The 18,419-nt window shown below is 66.5% G+C and carries 18 protein-coding genes; 7 read left to right on the top strand and 11 right to left on the bottom strand.

Annotated features, from left to right (window positions below; genetic code table 11):
• Nucleotides 1–27: 27 nt before the first annotated feature.
• On the bottom strand, nt 28–2,124 hold the full coding sequence (locus AC07UW_RS05835; protein WP_495211619.1) for a prolyl oligopeptidase family serine peptidase: 2,097 nt from the start codon (nt 2,122–2,124) through the stop codon (nt 28–30).
• A 69-nt stretch (nt 2,125–2,193) separates the two neighbouring features.
• A complete protein-coding gene (locus AC07UW_RS05830; protein WP_032976554.1) occupies nt 2,194–2,511 on the bottom strand; it encodes a hypothetical protein in 318 nt (105 codons plus the stop codon).
• Nucleotides 2,512–2,637: 126 nt separating this feature from the next.
• Here AC07UW_RS05830 and AC07UW_RS05825 point away from each other — a divergent pair, with 126 nt between their 5' ends.
• The gene (locus AC07UW_RS05825; protein WP_025877305.1) at nt 2,638–3,237 is read left to right on the top strand and encodes a lipocalin family protein; all 600 of its coding nucleotides are present in this window, start codon (nt 2,638–2,640) and stop codon (nt 3,235–3,237) included.
• A gap of 156 nt (nt 3,238–3,393) precedes the next feature.
• On the opposite strand, the gene AC07UW_RS05820 is transcribed toward AC07UW_RS05825, so the two are convergent.
• The 3 genes from AC07UW_RS05820 to AC07UW_RS05810 form a co-directional block, all read right to left on the bottom strand.
• Entirely contained in the window at nt 3,394–4,083 is a 690-nt protein-coding gene (locus tag AC07UW_RS05820; RefSeq protein WP_025877307.1) for a methionine ABC transporter permease, read from the bottom strand.
• Nucleotides 4,080–5,087: a methionine ABC transporter ATP-binding protein gene (locus tag AC07UW_RS05815; RefSeq protein WP_025877309.1), complete on the bottom strand. Its 1,008-nt coding sequence runs from the start codon at nt 5,085–5,087 to the stop codon at nt 4,080–4,082. Before AC07UW_RS05815 ends, AC07UW_RS05820 begins: the two co-directional genes overlap by 4 nt.
• Nucleotides 5,088–5,263: 176 nt before the next feature.
• The gene (locus AC07UW_RS05810) at nt 5,264–6,160 is read right to left on the bottom strand and encodes a DMT family transporter (protein ID WP_223496627.1); all 897 of its coding nucleotides are present in this window, start codon (nt 6,158–6,160) and stop codon (nt 5,264–5,266) included.
• Nucleotides 6,161–6,308: 148 nt separating this feature from the next.
• Between AC07UW_RS05810 and AC07UW_RS05805 the strand changes: the two genes are divergently transcribed.
• Nucleotides 6,309–6,791, top strand: a complete 483-nt coding sequence (locus AC07UW_RS05805; RefSeq protein WP_025877313.1) for a YajQ family cyclic di-GMP-binding protein — start codon at nt 6,309–6,311, stop codon at nt 6,789–6,791.
• A gap of 38 nt (nt 6,792–6,829) precedes the next feature.
• On the opposite strand, the gene AC07UW_RS05800 is transcribed toward AC07UW_RS05805, so the two are convergent.
• The 3 genes from AC07UW_RS05800 to AC07UW_RS05790 form a co-directional block, all read right to left on the bottom strand.
• Nucleotides 6,830–7,921, bottom strand: coding sequence for a helix-turn-helix domain-containing protein (locus AC07UW_RS05800; protein ID WP_495211618.1), 1,092 nt, complete (start codon nt 7,919–7,921; stop codon nt 6,830–6,832).
• A 349-nt stretch (nt 7,922–8,270) separates the two neighbouring features.
• Nucleotides 8,271–9,398: an NAD(P)-dependent alcohol dehydrogenase gene (locus AC07UW_RS05795; protein WP_495211617.1), complete on the bottom strand. Its 1,128-nt coding sequence runs from the start codon at nt 9,396–9,398 to the stop codon at nt 8,271–8,273.
• 17 nt (nt 9,399–9,415) lie between these two features.
• Nucleotides 9,416–10,882: a benzaldehyde dehydrogenase gene (locus AC07UW_RS05790; protein ID WP_495211616.1), complete on the bottom strand. Its 1,467-nt coding sequence runs from the start codon at nt 10,880–10,882 to the stop codon at nt 9,416–9,418.
• Nucleotides 10,883–11,077: 195 nt separating this feature from the next.
• On the opposite strand from AC07UW_RS05790, the gene AC07UW_RS05785 reads away from it, so the two are divergent.
• Together AC07UW_RS05785 and AC07UW_RS05780 are read left to right on the top strand one after the other, a co-directional pair.
• Complete coding sequence (locus tag AC07UW_RS05785; RefSeq protein WP_025877318.1) at nt 11,078–11,644, top strand: DUF1415 domain-containing protein; 567 nt, start codon at nt 11,078–11,080, stop codon at nt 11,642–11,644.
• Nucleotides 11,641–12,441 carry an SDR family oxidoreductase gene (locus AC07UW_RS05780; protein ID WP_495211615.1) on the top strand — a complete coding sequence of 267 codons (801 nt, stop codon included), beginning with the start codon at nt 11,641–11,643 and terminating at the stop codon, nt 12,439–12,441. The genes AC07UW_RS05785 and AC07UW_RS05780 overlap by 4 nt, the downstream gene beginning before the upstream one ends.
• Nucleotides 12,442–12,609: 168 nt before the next feature.
• Here AC07UW_RS05780 and AC07UW_RS05775 read toward each other — a convergent pair whose 3' ends face one another.
• Nucleotides 12,610–14,640, bottom strand: coding sequence for a M3 family metallopeptidase (locus tag AC07UW_RS05775; protein WP_495211614.1), 2,031 nt, complete (start codon nt 14,638–14,640; stop codon nt 12,610–12,612).
• Nucleotides 14,641–14,809: 169 nt separating this feature from the next.
• Between AC07UW_RS05775 and AC07UW_RS05770 the strand changes: the two genes are divergently transcribed.
• Entirely contained in the window at nt 14,810–15,214 is a 405-nt protein-coding gene (locus AC07UW_RS05770) for a hypothetical protein (protein WP_495211613.1), read from the top strand.
• Nucleotides 15,215–15,275: 61 nt separating this feature from the next.
• Here AC07UW_RS05770 and AC07UW_RS05765 read toward each other — a convergent pair whose 3' ends face one another.
• A complete protein-coding gene (locus AC07UW_RS05765) occupies nt 15,276–16,388 on the bottom strand; it encodes a PLP-dependent cysteine synthase family protein (RefSeq protein WP_025877326.1) in 1,113 nt (370 codons plus the stop codon).
• Between the two features lie 126 nt (nt 16,389–16,514).
• On the opposite strand from AC07UW_RS05765, the gene gloA reads away from it, so the two are divergent.
• A complete protein-coding gene (gloA, locus tag AC07UW_RS05760) occupies nt 16,515–17,033 on the top strand; it encodes a lactoylglutathione lyase (protein WP_088101934.1) in 519 nt (172 codons plus the stop codon).
• Between the two features lie 121 nt (nt 17,034–17,154).
• Entirely contained in the window at nt 17,155–17,583 is a 429-nt protein-coding gene (locus AC07UW_RS05755) for a VOC family protein (protein WP_025877330.1), read from the top strand.
• 68 nt (nt 17,584–17,651) lie between these two features.
• Here the strand turns inward: AC07UW_RS05755 and AC07UW_RS05750 are convergent, their stop codons facing one another.
• The gene (locus AC07UW_RS05750; RefSeq protein ID WP_025877332.1) at nt 17,652–18,083 is read right to left on the bottom strand and encodes a CBS domain-containing protein; all 432 of its coding nucleotides are present in this window, start codon (nt 18,081–18,083) and stop codon (nt 17,652–17,654) included.
• Between the last annotated feature and the right edge of the window lie 336 nt (nt 18,084–18,419).

The raw sequence follows: 18,419 nt of genomic DNA, 5'->3' as shown, positions 1-18,419 counted from the left end.
CGCCCGAGGGCGGCGTTTTTCATTTCATCATTTACCGCCCAACCGCTCCCACAGGAAGCTGTAGGCCAGTGCGGACATGTGCGCGGCCTGCGCGTTGTTGGCTGCACCGCCATGACCGCCTTCGATGTTCTCGTAGTAGGTCACGTCCTTGCCGGCCTCGATCATCTTCGCGGCCATCTTGCGGGCGTGGCCCGGATGCACGCGGTCATCGCGGGTGGAGGTGGTGAACAGCACCGGCGGGTAGCTCTTCTTCGCGTCGAACAGGTGGTACGGCGAGAAGGTCTTGATGAACTCCCAGTCGCTGGTATCCGGGTTGCCGTACTCGGCCATCCACGACGCGCCGGCCAGCAGGTGGCTGTAACGCTTCATGTCCAGCAGCGGAACCTGCACCACCACCGCACCGAACAGCTCCGGGTACTGGGTCAGCATGTTGCCGGTGAGCAGGCCACCGTTGCTGCCGCCCTGCACGCCCAGGTGCTTGGCAGAAGTGATCTTGCGGGTAACAAGGTCCTGGGCAACCGCAGCCATGTCTTCATAGGCCTTGTGACGGTTCTGCTTCAGCGCCGCCTGGTGCCAGCGCGGGCCGTACTCGCCACCACCACGGATGTTGGCGACCACGTACACGCCGCCCTTTTCCAGCCAGGCGCGGCCCATGCCGCCCGAGTACGACGGGGTCAGCGAAATCTCGAAACCACCGTAGCCGTACAGCAGGGTCGGATTGGAACCGTCGAGCTTCATCGCCTTGTCGTGCACCACGAAGTACGGCACGCGGGTACCGTCCTTGCTGGTAGCGAAGTGCTGCTCGATCACCTTGCCGTCGGCATCGAAGAACGACGGCATGGTCTTGAGCACTTCCGGTGCCTTGCCGATGTCGGCAATGGCCAGGGTGGTCGGGGTCAGGTAGTCGGTCGCGGTCAGCCACACTGCATCACTGTCATTGCTGTCGACCGCACTGACGCCCAGGGTGCCGAAGGCTGGTGCGCCGACGAAATCGCTCTTCTGCCAGCCCTTGGCGGTCGGAGTCAGCACCGACAGGCGGTTCTTGACGTCGTCCAGCACGTTCAGCACCAGGTGGTTCTTGGTCCACGAGGCACTGGCCAGCGAGGTGGTCGCGGTCGGGGTGAACAGCACCTCGAAGTCACGCTTGCCGGCCAGGAAATCATCCAGCTTGGTCACCAGCAGCGCGCCGGAGGCGTAGGTCTTGCCACCCACGGTCCACGGATCGCGCAGTTCCAGGGTCAGCCACTGCTTGTGCAGGCCCTTCTCGGCCGAGTTCGGCGCATCGATCCTGGTCAGCTTGCCATCGTCGCCGCGCAGGTAGATCTCGTTGTTGTAGAAGGCCAGCGTACGGCTGACCAGGTTGCGCTCGAAGCCCGGGGTGTCATCGTGCATCGCCGCGATGTACATGTCTTCCGGCTTGCCTTCGTAGACCAGGCTGGCGGCGGACATCGGCGTGCCACGCTTCCACAGCTTGGCCACGCGCGGGTAACCGGAGGTGGTCATCGAGCCGCTGCCGAAATCGGTGTAGACGAACACGGTGTCACGGTCGATCCAGCTCAGGCCGCCCTTCGATTCGGGACGGAAGAAGCCGTCCTTGATCCAGCTCTTGCTGGCCAGGTCGAACTCGCGGGTGACATCGGCGTCGGCACCGCCGCGCGACAGCGCGATCAGGCAGCGGCTGTAATCCGGACGCAGGCAGTCAGCGCCGTGCCAGACCCAGTTTTCGTTCTCGGCCTTGTTCAGCGCATCCAGGTCGAGCACGGTTTCCCAGGTCGGCGAGGCCTTGCGGTACTCGGCCAGGGTGGTGCGACGCCACAGGCCGCGCTCGTGCTGCTTGTCCTTCCAGAAGTTGTAGTAGTAATCGCCGATCTTCTGCACGCCGGGAATCTTGGCGTCCGAGTCGAGCACCTCGCGGATGCTGCTCTCCATCTGCTTGAAGGCCGGGGTCTGCGCCAGGCGCGCCTCGGACTTGGCGTTCTGTTCCTTGACCCAGGACAACGGCTTGTCGCCGGTGACGTCCTCCAGCCAGGCGTAACGGTCGGTGTCTTCAGCGGCCACGGCGGTACCCACCGAGGCAGCGGTCATCATGCCGGCCAGCAGGCAGGCGGAAGCGAATCGTGACATTGCAGCTCCAGGCAGTCATTAGCCGTGGAACGCTAGCATGGATCACCGGGGCCGCCCCCGTGTCGAAGGTCAGGCCGTGGCGGTGTGCGCCTTGCGCGTACGTGTGGGGGAGCGCCGCCGGGCCTGCCCATGGTCGCGTCGCAGCGAGCGGAGCGCGGCCAGCGTTGGCAACGGGCAGCGCAGCAGTGCCCACCAGGCCGCCAACGGCATGCCGACCAGCCACAGCGGCAACCAGCCCAGCCAGGCACTGCTGCCGCGCGCGGCCGGCCACACCAGCACCACGGCCAGGCCAGCAAGGGCGAGCTGCGGCACCACCCGCAACAGGCGCGGATCGGCGCGTTCGCTGACGCGTTCAGTTGGCGGGCGGTGGCGGGGACGTGTGCGCATGCGGATTCTCCGGTGGTCGATGCCGGTCAGCTTGGCTGCGGGGCTTCTCACCGGCTGCGACACCATTGACGGATGGCGTGCACACAGTGACCATGCGCGGGCAAGCCCACTGGAGCCCGCTCCCGCATGACCTCGATCCGCCCGCTCTGCGCTGTGTTGCTGGCCCTGTCCCTGGGCGGTCCGGCAGTGGCTGCCAATTCCCCACCGTCGTCCCGCAACAGCGCCGCGGAAGCCTCTGCAGATGGGGTGATCGACCTGCAGCGCTTCATGGGGACCTGGTACGTGATCGGCCGCGTGCCGAACTTCATCGAGCGCGGTCACGTCGCCAGCGTCAACCAGTACGAGCTGCGCGAGGACCACAAGGTCGCCATCACCTATCGCTACCGCGATGGTTTCGGTGAACCGCTGCAGGAAATCCGTGCGCGCGCCAGCGTCGATCCCGACAGTGGCAACCACGGCTGGCGCACCTGGTTCTACCGGGTCGTGCCGACCCATTCGCGGGTACTGGAAGTAGCGCCGGACTATTCCTGGGCGCTGATCGGCTACCCGGGCCGCGAGATGGCCTGGATCTTCGCCCGCACGCCTGACATGGACAAGGCCTTGTACAAGGACCTGGCCGAACGCCTGCGCGACGAGTACGGGGTCAACACCGACAAGCTCAAGCGCGTGCCGCAGCACGCCGAGCAGGTGGGCAAGCTGGGCTACGAAGTACCAAACGTGCGTTGACTGCACACGGTGGTAGTGCCGGCCGCTGGCCGGCAACTGCACGGTGCTTCCCGCGTTCATGAGGTTGCCGGCCAGCGGCCGGCACTACCAGACATGAAGTTGCCGGCCAGCGACCGGCACCACCCTGAACGATGCCGGGCGCCGCCCGGCATTCTGTTATCTGCGGCTGTAATGCGCGACCAGGCGGTCGCCGAGCATCTGCAGCAGCTGCACCAGCACCAACAGCAGGACCACCGTGACCAGCGCCACGTCGGTGTGCGAGCGCTGGTAGCCGTCGCGGAAGGCCAGGTCGCCCAGGCCACCGGAACCGATCGCACCGCCCATCGCGGTGAAGCCGATCAGGGCCACGGTGGTCACCGTCGCACCGGCAATCAGGCCCGGCCGTGCTTCGGGCAGCAGCACGCGGGTGACCAGCTGCCAGGTGGTGGCGCCCATGGCCTGGGTCGCCTCGATCACCCCGCGGTCCACTTCACGCAGGGCGGTTTCCACCAGCCGCGCATAGAACGGTGCAGCGCCGATGACCAGCGGCACGATCGCGCCACGCACGCCCAGCGAGGTGCCCATCATGAACAGGGTCACCGGGATCAGCACGATCATGAGAATGATGAAGGGCACCGAGCGCAGCAGGTTCACCACCAGCGCAAGCACGCCGTAGGCAACCGGCCGGCGTTTCAGCTGTGGCGCACCGAACAGGTACAGCAGCACGCCCAGCGGCAGGCCGATGGCCAGGGTCAGCGGCAGCGAACCGGCCAGCATCAGCAGGGTGTCGATGGTGGCTTGGCCGATGTCGGCCCACTTGCCTGCATCCAGGTGACGGAAGAAGCCGCCAGCGGTGGCGATGATCATCGGCGCAGTTCCTCAACGTGCACGCCGGCAGCCACGAACGCGGCCTGCGCGGCGGACTGGTCACCGCCCACCAGGGCGACGATCAGCTGTCCATACGGGGTGTCCTTGATCCGGTCGATACGGCCGGACAGGATGTTGTAGTCGACCCCGGTCTGCCGCGCGACGCTGCCGAGCAGGGGTTCGTAGGTGTCGGCGCCGAGGAAGGTCAGGCGCACGACACGGCCACCGACCGCGTCGAAATCGCGGTGCAGCGTCCCCTCGTCCACCTGCTCCGATTCGCTGACGAAACGACGGGTCGTCGGGTGCTGCGGATGCAGGAACACCTTCGTCACCGGGCCGGTCTCGACCAGCTGCCCGGCATCTAGCACGGCCACGCGGTCGCAGACGCGACGGATCACATCCATCTCGTGGGTGATCAGCACGATGGTCAGGCCCAGTTCGCGGTTGATCTTCGACAGCAGCGCCAGCACCGACGCGGTGGTCTGCGGATCGAGCGCGCTGGTGGCCTCGTCGCACAGCAGGATCTGCGGGCGGGTGGCCAGCGCGCGGGCGATGCCCACACGTTGCTTCTGGCCGCCCGACAACTGCGCCGGATACTTGTCCGCATGCGCCTGCAGGCCCACGGTCTGCAGCAGTTCGGCCACGCGCGCATCGATCTCGGCCTTCGGCGTACCGGCCAGCTCCAGCGGGAAGGCGACATTGCCGGCCACCGTGCGCGAGGACAGCAGGTTGAAGTGCTGGAAGATCATGCCGATCCGGCGGCGCAGCGCGCGCAGGCCTTCCGGATCCAACGCGGTGACATCTTCGCCGGCGATCAACAGGCGGCCACCACTGGGCTCCTCCAGGCGGTTGATCATGCGGATCAGCGTCGATTTGCCCGCACCGGAATGGCCGATGATGCCGAACACCTCGCCGGCCTCGATGGTCAGGTCCAGCGGCTGCAGCGCGCTGACTGCGCGGCCGGCAACGGCATAGGATTTGTGCAGGCGCTGGAACTCGATCACGGGATCAGCTCACCGGGAGGGCGATGGAAGGGGGCGTGCAGCCTACCAGCGCCGGCGCTCGCGCGCCCGCGCCATGGGCCAGAATGTTATTCCTTTTGGTTCTAAGTCGCCCGCACCGGCGCATTGGCCGGGGTCAGCCCCTGCGGGGCTCTGACCCCATTCACGGCCAAACCGGTTCAGGGATGGTCCAACGGTTTCGGCGGCTCCTGCCGGTTCACCCGTTCGCGGTGCAGCAGGTACAGGCCCGAGGCGACGATGATCGCCGCGCCCGCCCAGGTGTAGCCATCAGGCAGCTGCCCCCAGAACGCCAGGTCCCAGCCGATCACCCAGACCAGGCCGCTGTACTCCAGCGGCGCGATCATCGAGGCCTCACCCAGCTGGAAGGCCTTGGTCAGTGCGATCTGGCCCAGTGCGCCGGCCAGGCCCATGCCGGCGATCAACGGCGCATGCGCCATCTGCAGCGGCACCCATCCGGGAATCGCCAGCAGCCCGGCGCCGATCGCCATGATGACCAGGAACCAGACCACCATCGATTGCGAGGTATCGGTACGGGTCAGCAGGCTGACGGTGATCGCGGCGATGGCATAGGCAGTGGCAGCGGCCAGCACCATCAGGCCCGGCACCGAAATGAAACCACCCACGCCCGGGCGCAGCACCACCAGCACGCCGACCAGGCCGATGCCGATGGCGACCCAGCGCCGCGGCCCGACCCGCTCGCCCAGCAGCGGCACCGACAGTGCGGCAATCAGCAGCGGCGCGACGAAATAAATGGTGTAGGCGGTGGACAGCGGCAGGTCGCGCAGGGCGAATACGAAGCAGCCGATCATCGCCATGCCCAGCCCACCGCGCAGCAGGTGCAGGCCCCAGCGTCGCGGAATGAGCGAGCGTGGCCCGGCACTGGCCAGCACCCAGACCAGCACGAAGGGCAGCGACGCCACACCCCGCAGGAAAGTCACCTCCAGCGAGGGATAGCTGGCCGAGAGCTGCTTCATGCCAGCGTCCATCAGCGAGAAACAGGCGACGGCGGCGACCATCCAGGCCACGGCGCGCGAAGGGGAGCGATGCAGGTTCATGGCGCATTATCGCCGACCGCGCCGTGTTGTTGGGTCTGCAGAGCGACCCTATCGGGCAACTCCATCGGGCAAGGCTCGGCCCTGCACGGGCAGGCACACGGGCCCCCGCGATAGAATGGCCGCCACTGATTTCTGCGGAGTAACGCCCATGCCTTCCTTCGACGTCGTGTCCGAAGTCGACACCCACGAACTGACCAATGCGCTCGACCAGGCCAACCGCGAGCTTGCCACCCGTTTCGACTTCAAGGGCGTGGACGCCAAGTTCGAGCGCGACGGCGAAGTAATCACCCAGTCCGCACCGAGCGAGTTCCAGCTCAAGCAGATGAACGACATCCTGCGCGCTCGCCTGGCCGCCCGCAGCATCGACGTGCTCAGCCTGGAATATGGCGACGTGGAAACCAACCTTGCGCAGGCCCGGCAAAAGATCACCGTCAAGCAGGGCATCGAGCAGAAGATCGCCAAGAAGATCGCTGCGGCGCTGAAGGAAGCCAAGCTCAAGGTGGAAACCCAGATCAACGGCGACAAGCTGCGGGTGATGGGCAAGAAGCGCGACGACCTGCAGGACGCCATCGCCGTGCTGAAGGCCGGCAAGTTCGAACTGCCGCTGCAGTTCAACAACTTCCGCGATTGATCGACACCGCGATGTAGCGCCGGCGTCGGTGGCCGGCCTCACTCGCGCAGCAGTTTGTACAGCGTTGTCCGCGAGATGCCGAGCTGGCGTGCGGCGAGGCTGAGGTTGCCTTCGGCGGTATGGGCGGCTCGCCGTGCCGCATCGCGCTGCTGGTCACGCAATGGTGCCGCCTGAACGGGCGCTGCGGCCGTAGCCGGTGAACGTGTCCGTGCGGCGCGCGGTGCCTGCAGATGCTGCAGATGGACCGCACTGCCCTCGCCCAGTCGCACCCGATGCGCAGGGCCGGGCTGCAGCAGTCGACGTCGCTGTGCTCCGCTGGCGCCGGCAAACAGCGTGTCCAGCGAAAGCAGCGGCAGCGGCCCACGCCGCGGCAGGCCGAGCAGGCGCCGGGCGACGCGATTGGCGCAAAGCAACTGGCCGTCTTCCTGCACCGCCAACAGGCCCTGCAGCGGTGATGCCAACCAGCGCGGATCATGCTGCACCGCCAGCAGATGCACATCGCTGAGCGTGTGCATCAAGCGGTTCTCGATGGCCAGCGCTGCCTGCCGGAAATAGCCCTGCAGCAACGCCGGATCGCGTTCCCCCAGCCCGGTGATGTCGATCGCACCGCAGACCTGCCCCTGCAGGTCATGCAGCGGCTCACTCAGGCAGAACACGGGCGCGAACCGCTGCAGATAGTGTTCGTTGCCGCGTACCAATGCGGGCAGGTCGTCGGCCAGGCTGACCGCAGGCGCGGTGGTGCCGATCTCGGCCTCGCCCAGCCGCCGGCCCACCTGGATCGGCCGCAGCAGCGCTGCATCTTCCAGGCCATGGGCGCGATGCACGATCACCATGCCCTCGCGGTTGGCGCAGAACATCGTCCACCCACGCGCACCGAACGCGGCCCACAACTGCTCCAGTTCCGGCTGCACGCAACGCGCCAGGCGGCGGTCATCGCGGGACTCCAAGCGGTGTCCGTTGCCCTGCAACGGCGGGTAATACGGCTCCTGCCCGGGGCGCACACCCGCCGCATGCGAGCGCTGCCAGGACTGCTGCAACGGCAGGGGCAGCATCGCCAGCGACTGCACGTCGCCCTCGGCGAAGGCGGCCCGAGCCGCCACAAGCTGCTGTTGCCCGACTGTCGTGGCCATCATGCATGAAGCGTACACCCACACACGCCATGCCCGCGTTACATGCCAACAACGGAGCGTTTCCATTTCGTCGGGCATTCATCCACGCATCGCGTGGATCCACGTGTCGACCAACGGTCAGCACCCACCAACAGCAGCGGGAACCTGTCGAAGGCGGGGTGGGTCCGGTTGCGGGGGCGTGAGCCGCATGGATGCGGCGACCGAGCTTACATGGACGTACTCGCAGCGTCCCCCGCAACCGGACCCACCCCGCCATCCCACGGAATGCCCGCTTTTGACGTTGACGTTGACGTTGACGTTGATTCGGCAGGTGCAGGGCGCAGCCCTGCAAACCCACCCCACCCTCACTTCACGCCGCGATCCGCAGAATCGGCTTCAGCGTAATCCCCCGCGTGCTGTCCTCGGCCGCCTGGTTGATCTGCTCCAGCGGATAGAACTTCACCAGCCTGTCGAACGGGAAGCGCCCCTGCTGGTACAGCGTCACCAGCTGCGGAATGAACACCTGCGGCACGCTGTCGCCCTCGACAATGCCACGGATGCTGCGGCCACCCAGCAGCAGGTTGTTCACATCGAAATTGGCGGTGGTGCCCAGCTTCGGCGCACCGACCACGCCCATCATGCCCAGCCCGGCCAAGGCTTCGATACCGGCCGACAGCACTTCCGGACGACCGGTCGATTCCAGCGCGAAATCGGCGCCACCACCGGTGATCGCGCGCACCGCCTCGATCACATCGGTCTCGCGACTGTTGACCACATGGGTGGCGCCCAGCTCCATGGCCAGCTGCAACCGCGAGGGCACCACGTCGATGGCGATGATGGTGGTGGCCCCGGCCACCTTGGCCGCCATCACCGCGCTCAGACCGACCGCACCGGCGCCATAGCTGGCGAAGCTGCTGCCCGATCGCACCTGCAGAGAGTTGAGCACCGCACCGGCACCGGTCTGGATGCCGCAGCCCAGCGGGCCGAGCAGCTCCAGCGGCGCATCGTCAGGCACCTTGATCGCATTGATCTCGCGCGCCAGCGCAAACGTGGCGAACGACGACTGTGCAAAGAAGTGATCGTGCAGCGGTTGGCCCTGTGCATCGATGATGGCGGTATGGCCATGGCCATCATCACCACCGAAATTCAGCGCGAAGAAATCGCGGCAGTACGCACCGTGGCCACCACGACAGGGATTGCAGTGGCCGCATTGGCCGTAGGTCAGCACGACATGATCGCCAGCCTTCAGTTCGCGCACGTTGGGGCCGACCGCCTCGACGATGCCCGCACCTTCATGACCCAGCACCGCAGGCAGCGGCACCGGATAGTACTGGTCGCGCACGATCAGATCGGTATGGCACAGGCCGGTCGCCACGATCTTCACCAGCACCTCGTCGTCCTGCGGGCCACGCAGGCGTGCCTGCTCGATGACAAAGGGCTGTTCCTTGCCACGCACCACGGCGGCGGTGATGTCACGCGCTTCATTGTTGCTGCTCATCATTGCGTTCTCCTCGATCAGATGGGATAGGCCGGGGCTTCGCCCTTGACCGTCATCCATTGCCACTGGGTGAATTCCTCCACGTTGGACGGGCCGCCGATGCTGGTGCCGTTGCCGGACGCCCCTACCCCACCGAAGGGATTGATGACCTCGTCGTTCACGGTCTGGTCGTTGATGTGCAGCAGGCCTGTACGCAGGCGCTCGCCCAGATTCAGCGCGCGGCCGACATTGCGGGAGACGATCGCCATCGAAAGGCCGTATTCGCTGTCATTGGCCAGGCGCACGGCTTCGTCGTCGTCATCGAACGGCACCACCACCGCTACCGGCGCGAAGATCTCTTCGTTGAACGCCGGATTGTCGGCGCTGACGTTGCCGAGCACGGTCGGTGCGAAGAACAGGTCCTGGTGGGTGCCGCCGGTTTCGAGGGCGGCACCTGCCTTCACCGCGTCGTCGACCACGCGCGCCGCATGGTCGCGTTGCGCGGCATTGATCAGTGGGCCCAGCGCAACGTCCTCACGTGCCGGATCACCCACCTTCAGCGACTTCGCCTTGGCCACCAGCTTCTGCAGGAACGCCTGATGGATGCTGCGCTGTACCAGCACACGGCCGGTGGCCATGCAGATCTGGCCCTGGTGCAGGTACACGCCCCAGGCGGTGTTGGCCACGGCCAGGTCGAGATCGGCATCGTCAAGGATGATCAGCGCGTTCTTGCCGCCCAGTTCCAGCGACACCTTTTTCAGGTGCTTGCCGGCGGCTTCGCCAACCTTGCGTCCGGCCGCCGTCGAGCCGGTGAACTGGATCATCGCCACATGCGGGTCGCTGGTCAGCGCGGCACCGGCGGCGCCATCGCCGGGCAACATCTGCAGCACACCCTGCGGAAGACCAGCCTGCTCGAACAGGCGTGCGATCACCACACCACCGCACACCGCCGTGCGCGGGTCGGGCTTGAGCACCACGGCGTTGCCGAGCGCGATGGCCGGCGCCACCGCGCGCATCGCCAGGTACAGCGGGAAATTGAACGGTGAGATCACCCCCACCACACCCAGCGGACGGCGCCGCGCCAGGTTCAGCCGTCCGGGCCCGGAAGGCAGGATCTCACCCACGCTGCGCGAAGGCAGCGCGGCGGCCTCATGCAGCGCCTTGATGGTCACCTTGGCCTCGAAACCGGCCTTCAGGCGGGTGGAGCCACTTTCGCGGACCAGCCAGTCGACCAGCGTGTCTATGTTTTCTTCGGCCAGGCGTGCAGCCTTGCGCAGCACCTCGGCGCGCTGTTCGTACGGCGCCGCCGCCCATGCCTGTTGTGCCTGCGCCGCAGCGGCTGCAGAGCGCGCGACCTGCGCCGCGTCGGCCAGTCCGATTTCGCCAAGCGAGTGCCCGGTGGCGGGCTCGATCACCGGCTGGCGCTGTGCAGCGGCGCTCCATTGGCCATCGAAGAAGGCGCCTGACCAGAGTGCGTCCGGCAGCCATGGGGAAGATGCAGTCATGTGAAGTCCTCCTGTGTCGTGCCGCCATTGCACGCCGGGCCGGCAGTGTGGGCAATCGGCCATTGGCGTGATATCGGCAAGGGATTGAATCGATGGGAATTTCCAGCATCACCGTTGTCCAGTTCCTGCACAGTGAACGGCGCCCCTGCAGCAGCCCGCCTACAATGACCTCCCCCGCCAGCCGATGCGCCCGCCATGACCGACACCCCCCTGCCCACCGATGACCCGATCGCCGCCACCCGCCTGTGGCTGGAGCGCATCGTCATCGGCCTGAACCTGTGCCCGTTCGCCAAGGCGGTGTACGTGAAGGACCAGGTCCGCATCGTGCTGAGCGACGCGACCACACCCGAAGCCCTGGTGGAAGAACTGGCCGAGGAACTGGTGCTGCTGCGCGACACGCCGGCCGAGCAGATCGATACCACCCTGATCGTGCACCCGCAGGTGCTGACCGACTTCCTCGACTACAACGACTTCCTCGACAACGCCGATGCGGCGATCGAGGCGCTTGACCTGCAAGGCATCCTGCAGGTGGCCAGCTTCCATCCGGACTACCAGTTCGATGGCGTCGCCGCCGATGACGCCAGCAACTACACCAACCGCGCGCCCTACCCCACCCTGCACCTGCTGCGCGAAGACAGCGTGGCACGCGCAGTGGATGTCTACCCGGACCCGGACGTGATCGTCGAGCGCAACATCCAGACCCTGGACAGGATCGGTGTCGAGGGCTGGCACCGTCGCCTGCGCGGTGACGACCTGTCATGAGCACGGTGCCGCCGATTGCCACCTGGCCGGCTGCGCCGCTGCACGGCAGGGTGGTGCTGGTCACCGGCGGTGCCAACGGCATCGGCCGCGGCATCGCCCAGGCGGTGCTCGGGGCCGGCGGCCGTGTGCTGATCGGCGATCTGGATGTGGAGGCGGGCCATGCCTGCCTGGCCGAATGGCAGCGCGGCGATGATGCCTCGTTCCAGCGGCTGGACATCACCGACGAAAGCAGCGTGCGCGACTTCATCGCGATGGCCCTGCAACGCTTCGGCCGCATCGATGGCCTGGTCAACAATGCCGGCATCGCCGGGCCGCACGGCACCCTGCTGCAGGACATGGACTGGGAAGAATGGCAGCGCCGGCTGTCATCGCTGCATGGCGCGTTCCTGTGCAGCAAGCACGCATTGCCGGCGCTGTCGGCCGATGCAGGCGCGATCATCAACATCGCGTCGACGCGCGCCTGGCAGTCCGAGCCGCACAGCGAAGCCTACGCTGCGGCCAAGGGCGGGCTGGTGGCTTTCACCCATGCGCTGGCCATCAGTGCGGGACCGGCGGTGCGGGTGAACAGCATCAGCCCCGGCTGGATCAGCACCGATGCCTGGCAGGCGCCGTCACGCCGGCACGTGCCGCAGTACTCGGCCACCGACCACGCCCAGCATCCGGTTGGCCGCGTCGGCGAACCCGAGGACATCGGCGCACTGGCGGTGTACCTGCTGTCCTCGTTGTCCGGCTTCAGCACCGGCCAGGATTTCATCGTCGACGGCGGCATGACCCGGAAGATGATCTACGCCGATTGAAAGCGGGACGCCCCGGTAGCGCCGGGCCATGCCCGGTGGCTTTCCTACGCCGCGCTACGTGCTCGCCGGGCATGGCCCGGCGCTACCGGAGCGCTGCCCTTTATTGCGTTTACGCCATGCCGGAGCATTCCGGTAGATCCACGCCATGCGTGGATGGCGGAAACCTGCTTACGCCATACCCGAATGGCGCAGCAGCGCGTCGATCTGCGGCGCACGGCCGCGGAAGGCCTTGAAGTTCTCGGCAGCCGGGCGACTGCCGCCGCGCGACAACACCTCGTCGCGGAAACGCGCGCCGGTTGCGGCCAGCGCCTGCGGTGCTTCCTCGAACGCGGCGTAGGCATCGGCGCTCAATACTTCGGCCCACTTGTAGCTGTAGTAACCGGCGGCATAGCCACCGGCGAAGATATGGCTGAACTGGTGCGGGAAGCGATTCCAGCTCGGCGGATGGTTCACCGCCACTTCCGCACGCACCCGCTCAAGCAGTGCCAGCACGCTGTCCTGCGCCGCCTCGAACTGGCTGTGCAGCAGCATGTCGAACAGACCGAATTCCAACTGGCGCACGGTGGCCATGCCGCTGTGGAAGTTGCGTGCGGCCAGCATGCGCTCGTACAGCGCGCGCGGCAGCGGCTCGCCGGTTTCCACATGCGCGGTCATGCCCTGCAGGTGGTCCCATTCCCAGCAGAAGTTCTCCATGAACTGGCTGGGCAGCTCCACCGCATCCCACTCCACGCCGTTGATGCCGGCCACGCCCAGTTCGCCAATGCGGGTCAGCAGCTGATGCAGGCCATGGCCCATTTCATGGAACAGCGTGGTCACTTCATTGTGGCTGAAGGTTGCCGGCTTGCCATCGGCACCACGGCCGAAGTTGCACACCAGGTACACCAGCGGCGTCTGTACGCTGCCATCGGCGCGCTCTCGGCGGTTGCGGCAGTCATCCATCCACGCGCCGCCGCGTTTGCCCTCGCGGGCGTACAGGTCCAGGTAGAACTGCCCCACCAAGGCGCCCTGCGCATCCACCAGGCGGAAGAAGCGCACGTCCTCATGCCAGACCGGCGCGCTGTCTTCCTGCACGCGCAGGCCGTACAGCTGCTCGATCACCGAGAACAGGCCGCCGAGTACCTTCGGTTCGGTGAAGTACTGCTTCACTTCCTGCTCGGAGTAGCTGTAACGCGCCTGCTTCAGGCGGTCGGCGGCGAACGCCAGATCCCAGGCCTGCAGGCTGTCGATACCGAGATGCTCGAGGGCGAACTGCTCCAGCTCGGCGCGGTCCTTGGCGGCGAACGGCTTGGCGCGCGCAGCCAGGTCACGCAGGAAGCCCAGCACTTCGGCGGGGTCGCTGGCCATCTTGGTGGCCACCGAATAGTCGGCGTAGGAATCAAAGCCCAGCAGCGCGGCCAACTCGGCACGCAGTGCAAGGATGCGATCGATGTTGCCGCCGTTGTCCAGTGCATCGTCGCCGAACTCGGAAGCGCGTTGCGCGCTGGCGCGGTACAGGATCTCGCGCAGGTCGCGGTCCTCGCCCCAGGTCTGCACCGGCAGGTAGCACGGCATCTGCAGGGTCAGCTTCCAGCCCGCCTTGCCGTCTTTTTCCGCAGCGGCGCGTGCAGCAGCCTTCACGTCGTCCGGCACGCCGGCCAGGCGCGCCGGGTCTTCGACGATCAGCGACCACGCATCGGTGGCGTCGAGCACGTTCTGCGAGAACTTCGCCGACAGCGCCGACAGTTCCTCCTTGATGGCGGAAAAACGCTGCTGCGCGTCCGCATCCAGTTCAGCACCGCCGAGGCGGAAATCACGCAGGGTGTTGTCCAGCACCTTGCGGCGCGCCTCATCGAAACCGGCCGCTTCGGTGCTGGCCGCCAGCGCCTGGTACTGGCGATACAGCGCCAGGTTCTGGCCCAGCGCACTGGCAAAGCGGGTCACCCGCGGCAGGTTGCTGTTGTAGGCCTCACGCAGTTCCGGCGTGTTGACCACGCCCTGCAGGTGGCCCACCAGGCCCCAGGCGCGCCACAGGCGTTCGGTGGCGTCGTCGAGCGGGGTGACGAAGGTCTGCCAGGTTACCGGCTGCACCTGCTCGGCAGCGCTGACCGCCGCTTCGGCCTGCGCCAGCAGCACGTCCAGCGCCGGCGCCACATGCTCGGGGCGGATCGCCTCGAAGCGCGGCAGGCCGGAAAAATCGAGCAGGGGGTTGGCAACGGTCACGGCAGGTCTCCAGGATACGGGCCCGGCAGCGCGGGCAGCCAGGTTGATATGGCGCTGGCGGGCCGGCAGACAAGGGGCGGCGGGCCATTGTTCACGTCGGCCTTACGGCCGCCGGCTGAAGCTTGCGGCGCGGGGGAGACCGCAGCGGAACGTATCGAGGAGGCCCCACATGGAAGGTCTGGCTCCAGCTCCATCCGCAGTACGTTCACCGTCGCTGGCGCTGTCGGCCAGCCCGACTGAACTGGCCTGGATCGCCGCGCTGTGCGATGCGGGCGATGATGCGCCGCGCCACCTCCAGCAGTTGCAGGCACTGCAGCGCCAGGGCGGCAGGTTCAACGACGAGCAGGAATGGTATCCCTTCGAAGTGATCGAGCGCGGTGCCAGCCAGGTGCGGCTGGGCCACGAGCGCGAGTTCGTCATCTGCGTGCTGCTGTGGCTGCAGGCCCTGGCCCAGGGCCGGGCCAGCAGCCTGGACCCGCGCCTGCACCTGGACGACCGCGCCGTGGAGATCGAGGCCCTGCCCGACGCTCTGCGCGATGCGGTACTGGAGGCCTTCATGGCCGCAGGTTACTGAGCCTGCGTAGCGACGCGAGAAACACGGGTCGAGCATGGCTCGACCCTGCCAGAGCCCCGGCTTACAGCGCTTCCAGACTGCACCACGGCAATCCAGGCAGGCCCTGCCCGGCCACCGCCGCCGCTACCTGCGCGTCGGCAGCGTCCACATCGATTCCCTGCCGCACATACCAGGCCGGGTCGTAATAGCTGTGCGCGTAGCGATCGCCGCTGTCGCACAGGATGCTGACGATGCTGCCCTGGCGGCCGGCCTCGCGCATCCACTGCGCAGCCTGCAGCACGCCGATGAAATTGGTGCCGGTGGAGCCACCGACGCGGCGCCCCAGCTGGCGGCTGACGTGGCGCATCGCGGCCAGGCTCAAGGCGTCGGGCACCTTCACCATGGCATCGACACTGGTCGGGATGAAGCTGGACTCCACCCGCGGCCGGCCGATGCCTTCCACCCGCGAGCCGCCGTTGCAGGTCATGCCGCGCCACTCGTTGCCGCCGGCCAGGGCAGCCTGGTATCCATCGTAGAACACCGAGACTTCCGGGTCCGCACACAGGATGCGGGTGTCATGCCGACGATAGCTGACGTAGCGCCCGAGCGTCGCTGCGGTACCACCGGTGCCGGGACTGCACACGATCCAGTCCGGAATCGGGCTGGGCTCCTCGGCCATCTGCTTGAAGATCGATTCAGCGATGTTGTTGTTGGCACGCCAGTCGGTGGCGCGCTCGGCATAGGTGAACTGGTCCATGAAGTGGCCGCCGGTTTCGCGGGCCAGCTTTTCCGAATCGCAGTTGAGGTCGCAGGCGCGCTCGACCAGATGGCAGCGGCCACCGTGGAACTCGATCGCGGCAATCTTCTCCGGCGACGTCGTGGCCGGCATCACTGCGATGAACGGCAGGCCGAGCAGGCGCGCGAAGTAGGCCTCGGAAACGGCGGTGGAGCCGCTGGAGGCCTCGATCACCGGCCGCCCTTCACGCAGCCAGCCGTTGGCCAGCGCGTACAGGAACAGCGAACGCGCCAGCCGGTGCTTGAGGCTGCCGGTGGGATGGCTCGATTCATCCTTCAGGTACACCTCGATGCCCTCGAACCCGGGCAGCGCCAGCGGGATCAGGTGGGTATCGGCGGAACGGTTGAAATCGGCTTCGATCTTGCGGATGGCGGCGGCCACCCATTCACGCTGCGACATGGCGGGCAATGGTCATCAGGACGGAACGGTGCGATCCGGCCATTGTACGTCGCGGTGCCGTCAGCTGCCGGCCCGTAGAATGACACCCATCCGGCCGGCAACGGCCCTGTCTGAAGGACCTCCCCCATGACCATTCCCGCCCTGCGCGATGTCCCCGGCGTCGCCGCCCAGGCCCCGGCCGAGACCACCGGCTTCGTCTTCAACCACACCATGCTGCGGGTCAAGGACGCCACCGCCTCGCTGGACTTCTACACCCGCGTGCTGGGCTACCAGCTGATCGACAAGCGCGACTTCGCCGAAGCCCAGTTCAGCCTGTACTTCCTGGCCTACGTACCGGCCGGCACCGTGGTGCCGGAAGATGACAACACCCGCCGCCTGTGGATGGCCGGCCTGCCGGGCGTGCTGGAACTGACCCACAACCATGGCACCGAGAACCAGGAAGGCGCCGTCTACCACGACGGCAACAGCGACCCGCGCGGCTTCGGCCACATCTGCGTGTCGGTGCCGGACATCGAAGCGGCCTGCCAGCGTTTCGAAGACCTGGGCGTGACCTTCCAGAAGCGCCTGACCGACGGCCGCATGAAGAACCTGGCCTTCATCAAGGACCCGGACGGCTACTGGGTCGAGATCATCGCCAACGCCTGACCGGCAGAAAGGGCCCGTTCCGGTAGCGCCGGGCCATGCCCGGCGGCCTTGCTCCGACATTCATGGCACGATGGGACCGCGAGCGACTTAATCCCTCCGTCCCCTTTTTTGTGAGGTTGGCATGGAAACGATGGAACTGCACCGCGGGCGATTGATCGACCACATCCAGCTGGTCGTACGCGATCTGGCCGCCAGCCGCCGCTTCTACCAGGCGGTGTTCGACACGATCGGCATCCCGGTGGCCGGCGAAGGCGATGACTACTTCTGGGCCGACGAACTGTTCATTTCCAGCGCCAGCAGCGAGGCCGCTGCTGGCCAGCTGACCGGTCGCCACCATCTGGCGTTCCAGGCCCGCGATACCGCCACCGTCGATGCTTTCCACAGCGCTGCGCTGGCGGCTGGCGGCAAGGACAACGGCGCGCCCGGCGAGCGCCCATACCATCCCGGCTACTACGGCGCCTTCGTGCTCGATCCGGATGGCAACAACATCGAGGTCGTCTACCACGGCCCGGCGAACTACAGCGCCGATTCGGTGAAGGTCAGCTTCTGAGCCGGCAGTCGTACTGAAACGAAGAAGCCGGGCAATGCCCGGCTTCGTCTCATCGCACAGCGCAGGCCTCAGTGGGCCGCCATGTAGATGTCCTGCAGCACGGCCTTTTCCAGCTCCAGCTCACCCAGCAGGTTCTTCACGATGTCACCCAAGCTGAGGATGCCGACCAGCTTGCTGCCGTCGGTGACCATCAGGTGGCGACGACGCGAGTAGGTCATCAGGGACATGGCCTGCTTCAACGTGGCGTCCGGCGCAATGCCTTCCAGACCGGTGGACGGCAGGCTGGAAATCACCCGTCGGCCAGCCTGCGGGCCATCATCGGCCAGGCTGCGGACGATGTCCTTTTCAGAAATGATGCCGACCGGGGCATCATCCTTCATCACTACCAGTGCGGCGATTTTATTCGCGCTCATCTTGTGCGCGGCGGCACCGATCGTGTCTTCCGTATCGATGGTGATGACAGCTTCTTTCTTGGATTGCAGGAGCTCGCGGACGTTCATTCTTGTTTCCTGGTGCAGGTCACTCAAGTCAAAAAAGTGTGCTCTGCCGATTCGCCCCCTCCCCGGGAACAGACCTTTCAGTGCACGTCTGGCGCACCCACCTGCCGCTTGGAATGAATCGGCAGACGTCGTGCTGCAACACGAACGAGGGGGTTCAACGGTTCAACCCGGATCTCGGTCAACTTGATTCTACGACTGCGACCATCGGTCACTAGCGGCATCGATGGGACAGTTCGTCGTAGGAACCTTTCGACGCTTCCGAGAATCGCACCCGGCCTGAAACCGGGGCTGAATGCAGTGGGCTCCCTGCCCTCAAGTTCGCATGGGATTGGCCAA

The organism is Stenotrophomonas sp. GW821-FHT02D01, assembly GCF_059421765.1.
This window is presented reverse-complemented; position numbering and strand designations above follow the sequence as displayed.

What these genes read in the sequence shown, in the direction of transcription:
- AC07UW_RS05835 (WP_495211619.1), bottom strand. Translation starts at nt 2,124, where the DNA reads ATGTCACGATTCGCTTCCGCCTGCCTGCTGGCCGGCATGATGACCGCT.
- AC07UW_RS05830 (WP_032976554.1), bottom strand. Translation starts at nt 2,511, where the DNA reads ATGCGCACACGTCCCCGCCACCGCCCGCCAACTGAACGCGTCAGCGAA.
- AC07UW_RS05825 (WP_025877305.1), top strand. Translation starts at nt 2,638, where the DNA reads ATGACCTCGATCCGCCCGCTCTGCGCTGTGTTGCTGGCCCTGTCCCTG.
- AC07UW_RS05820 (WP_025877307.1), bottom strand. Translation starts at nt 4,083, where the DNA reads ATGATCATCGCCACCGCTGGCGGCTTCTTCCGTCACCTGGATGCAGGC.
- AC07UW_RS05810 (WP_223496627.1), bottom strand. Translation starts at nt 6,160, where the DNA reads ATGAACCTGCATCGCTCCCCTTCGCGCGCCGTGGCCTGGATGGTCGCC.
- AC07UW_RS05805 (WP_025877313.1), top strand. Translation starts at nt 6,309, where the DNA reads ATGCCTTCCTTCGACGTCGTGTCCGAAGTCGACACCCACGAACTGACC.
- AC07UW_RS05800 (WP_495211618.1), bottom strand. Translation starts at nt 7,921, where the DNA reads ATGGCCACGACAGTCGGGCAACAGCAGCTTGTGGCGGCTCGGGCCGCC.
- AC07UW_RS05795 (WP_495211617.1), bottom strand. Translation starts at nt 9,398, where the DNA reads ATGAGCAGCAACAATGAAGCGCGTGACATCACCGCCGCCGTGGTGCGT.
- AC07UW_RS05790 (WP_495211616.1), bottom strand. Translation starts at nt 10,882, where the DNA reads ATGACTGCATCTTCCCCATGGCTGCCGGACGCACTCTGGTCAGGCGCC.
- AC07UW_RS05785 (WP_025877318.1), top strand. Translation starts at nt 11,078, where the DNA reads ATGACCGACACCCCCCTGCCCACCGATGACCCGATCGCCGCCACCCGC.
- AC07UW_RS05780 (WP_495211615.1), top strand. Translation starts at nt 11,641, where the DNA reads ATGAGCACGGTGCCGCCGATTGCCACCTGGCCGGCTGCGCCGCTGCAC.
- AC07UW_RS05770 (WP_495211613.1), top strand. Translation starts at nt 14,810, where the DNA reads ATGGAAGGTCTGGCTCCAGCTCCATCCGCAGTACGTTCACCGTCGCTG.
- AC07UW_RS05765 (WP_025877326.1), bottom strand. Translation starts at nt 16,388, where the DNA reads ATGTCGCAGCGTGAATGGGTGGCCGCCGCCATCCGCAAGATCGAAGCC.
- gloA (WP_088101934.1), top strand. Translation starts at nt 16,515, where the DNA reads ATGACCATTCCCGCCCTGCGCGATGTCCCCGGCGTCGCCGCCCAGGCC.
- AC07UW_RS05755 (WP_025877330.1), top strand. Translation starts at nt 17,155, where the DNA reads ATGGAAACGATGGAACTGCACCGCGGGCGATTGATCGACCACATCCAG.
- AC07UW_RS05750 (WP_025877332.1), bottom strand. Translation starts at nt 18,083, where the DNA reads ATGAACGTCCGCGAGCTCCTGCAATCCAAGAAAGAAGCTGTCATCACC.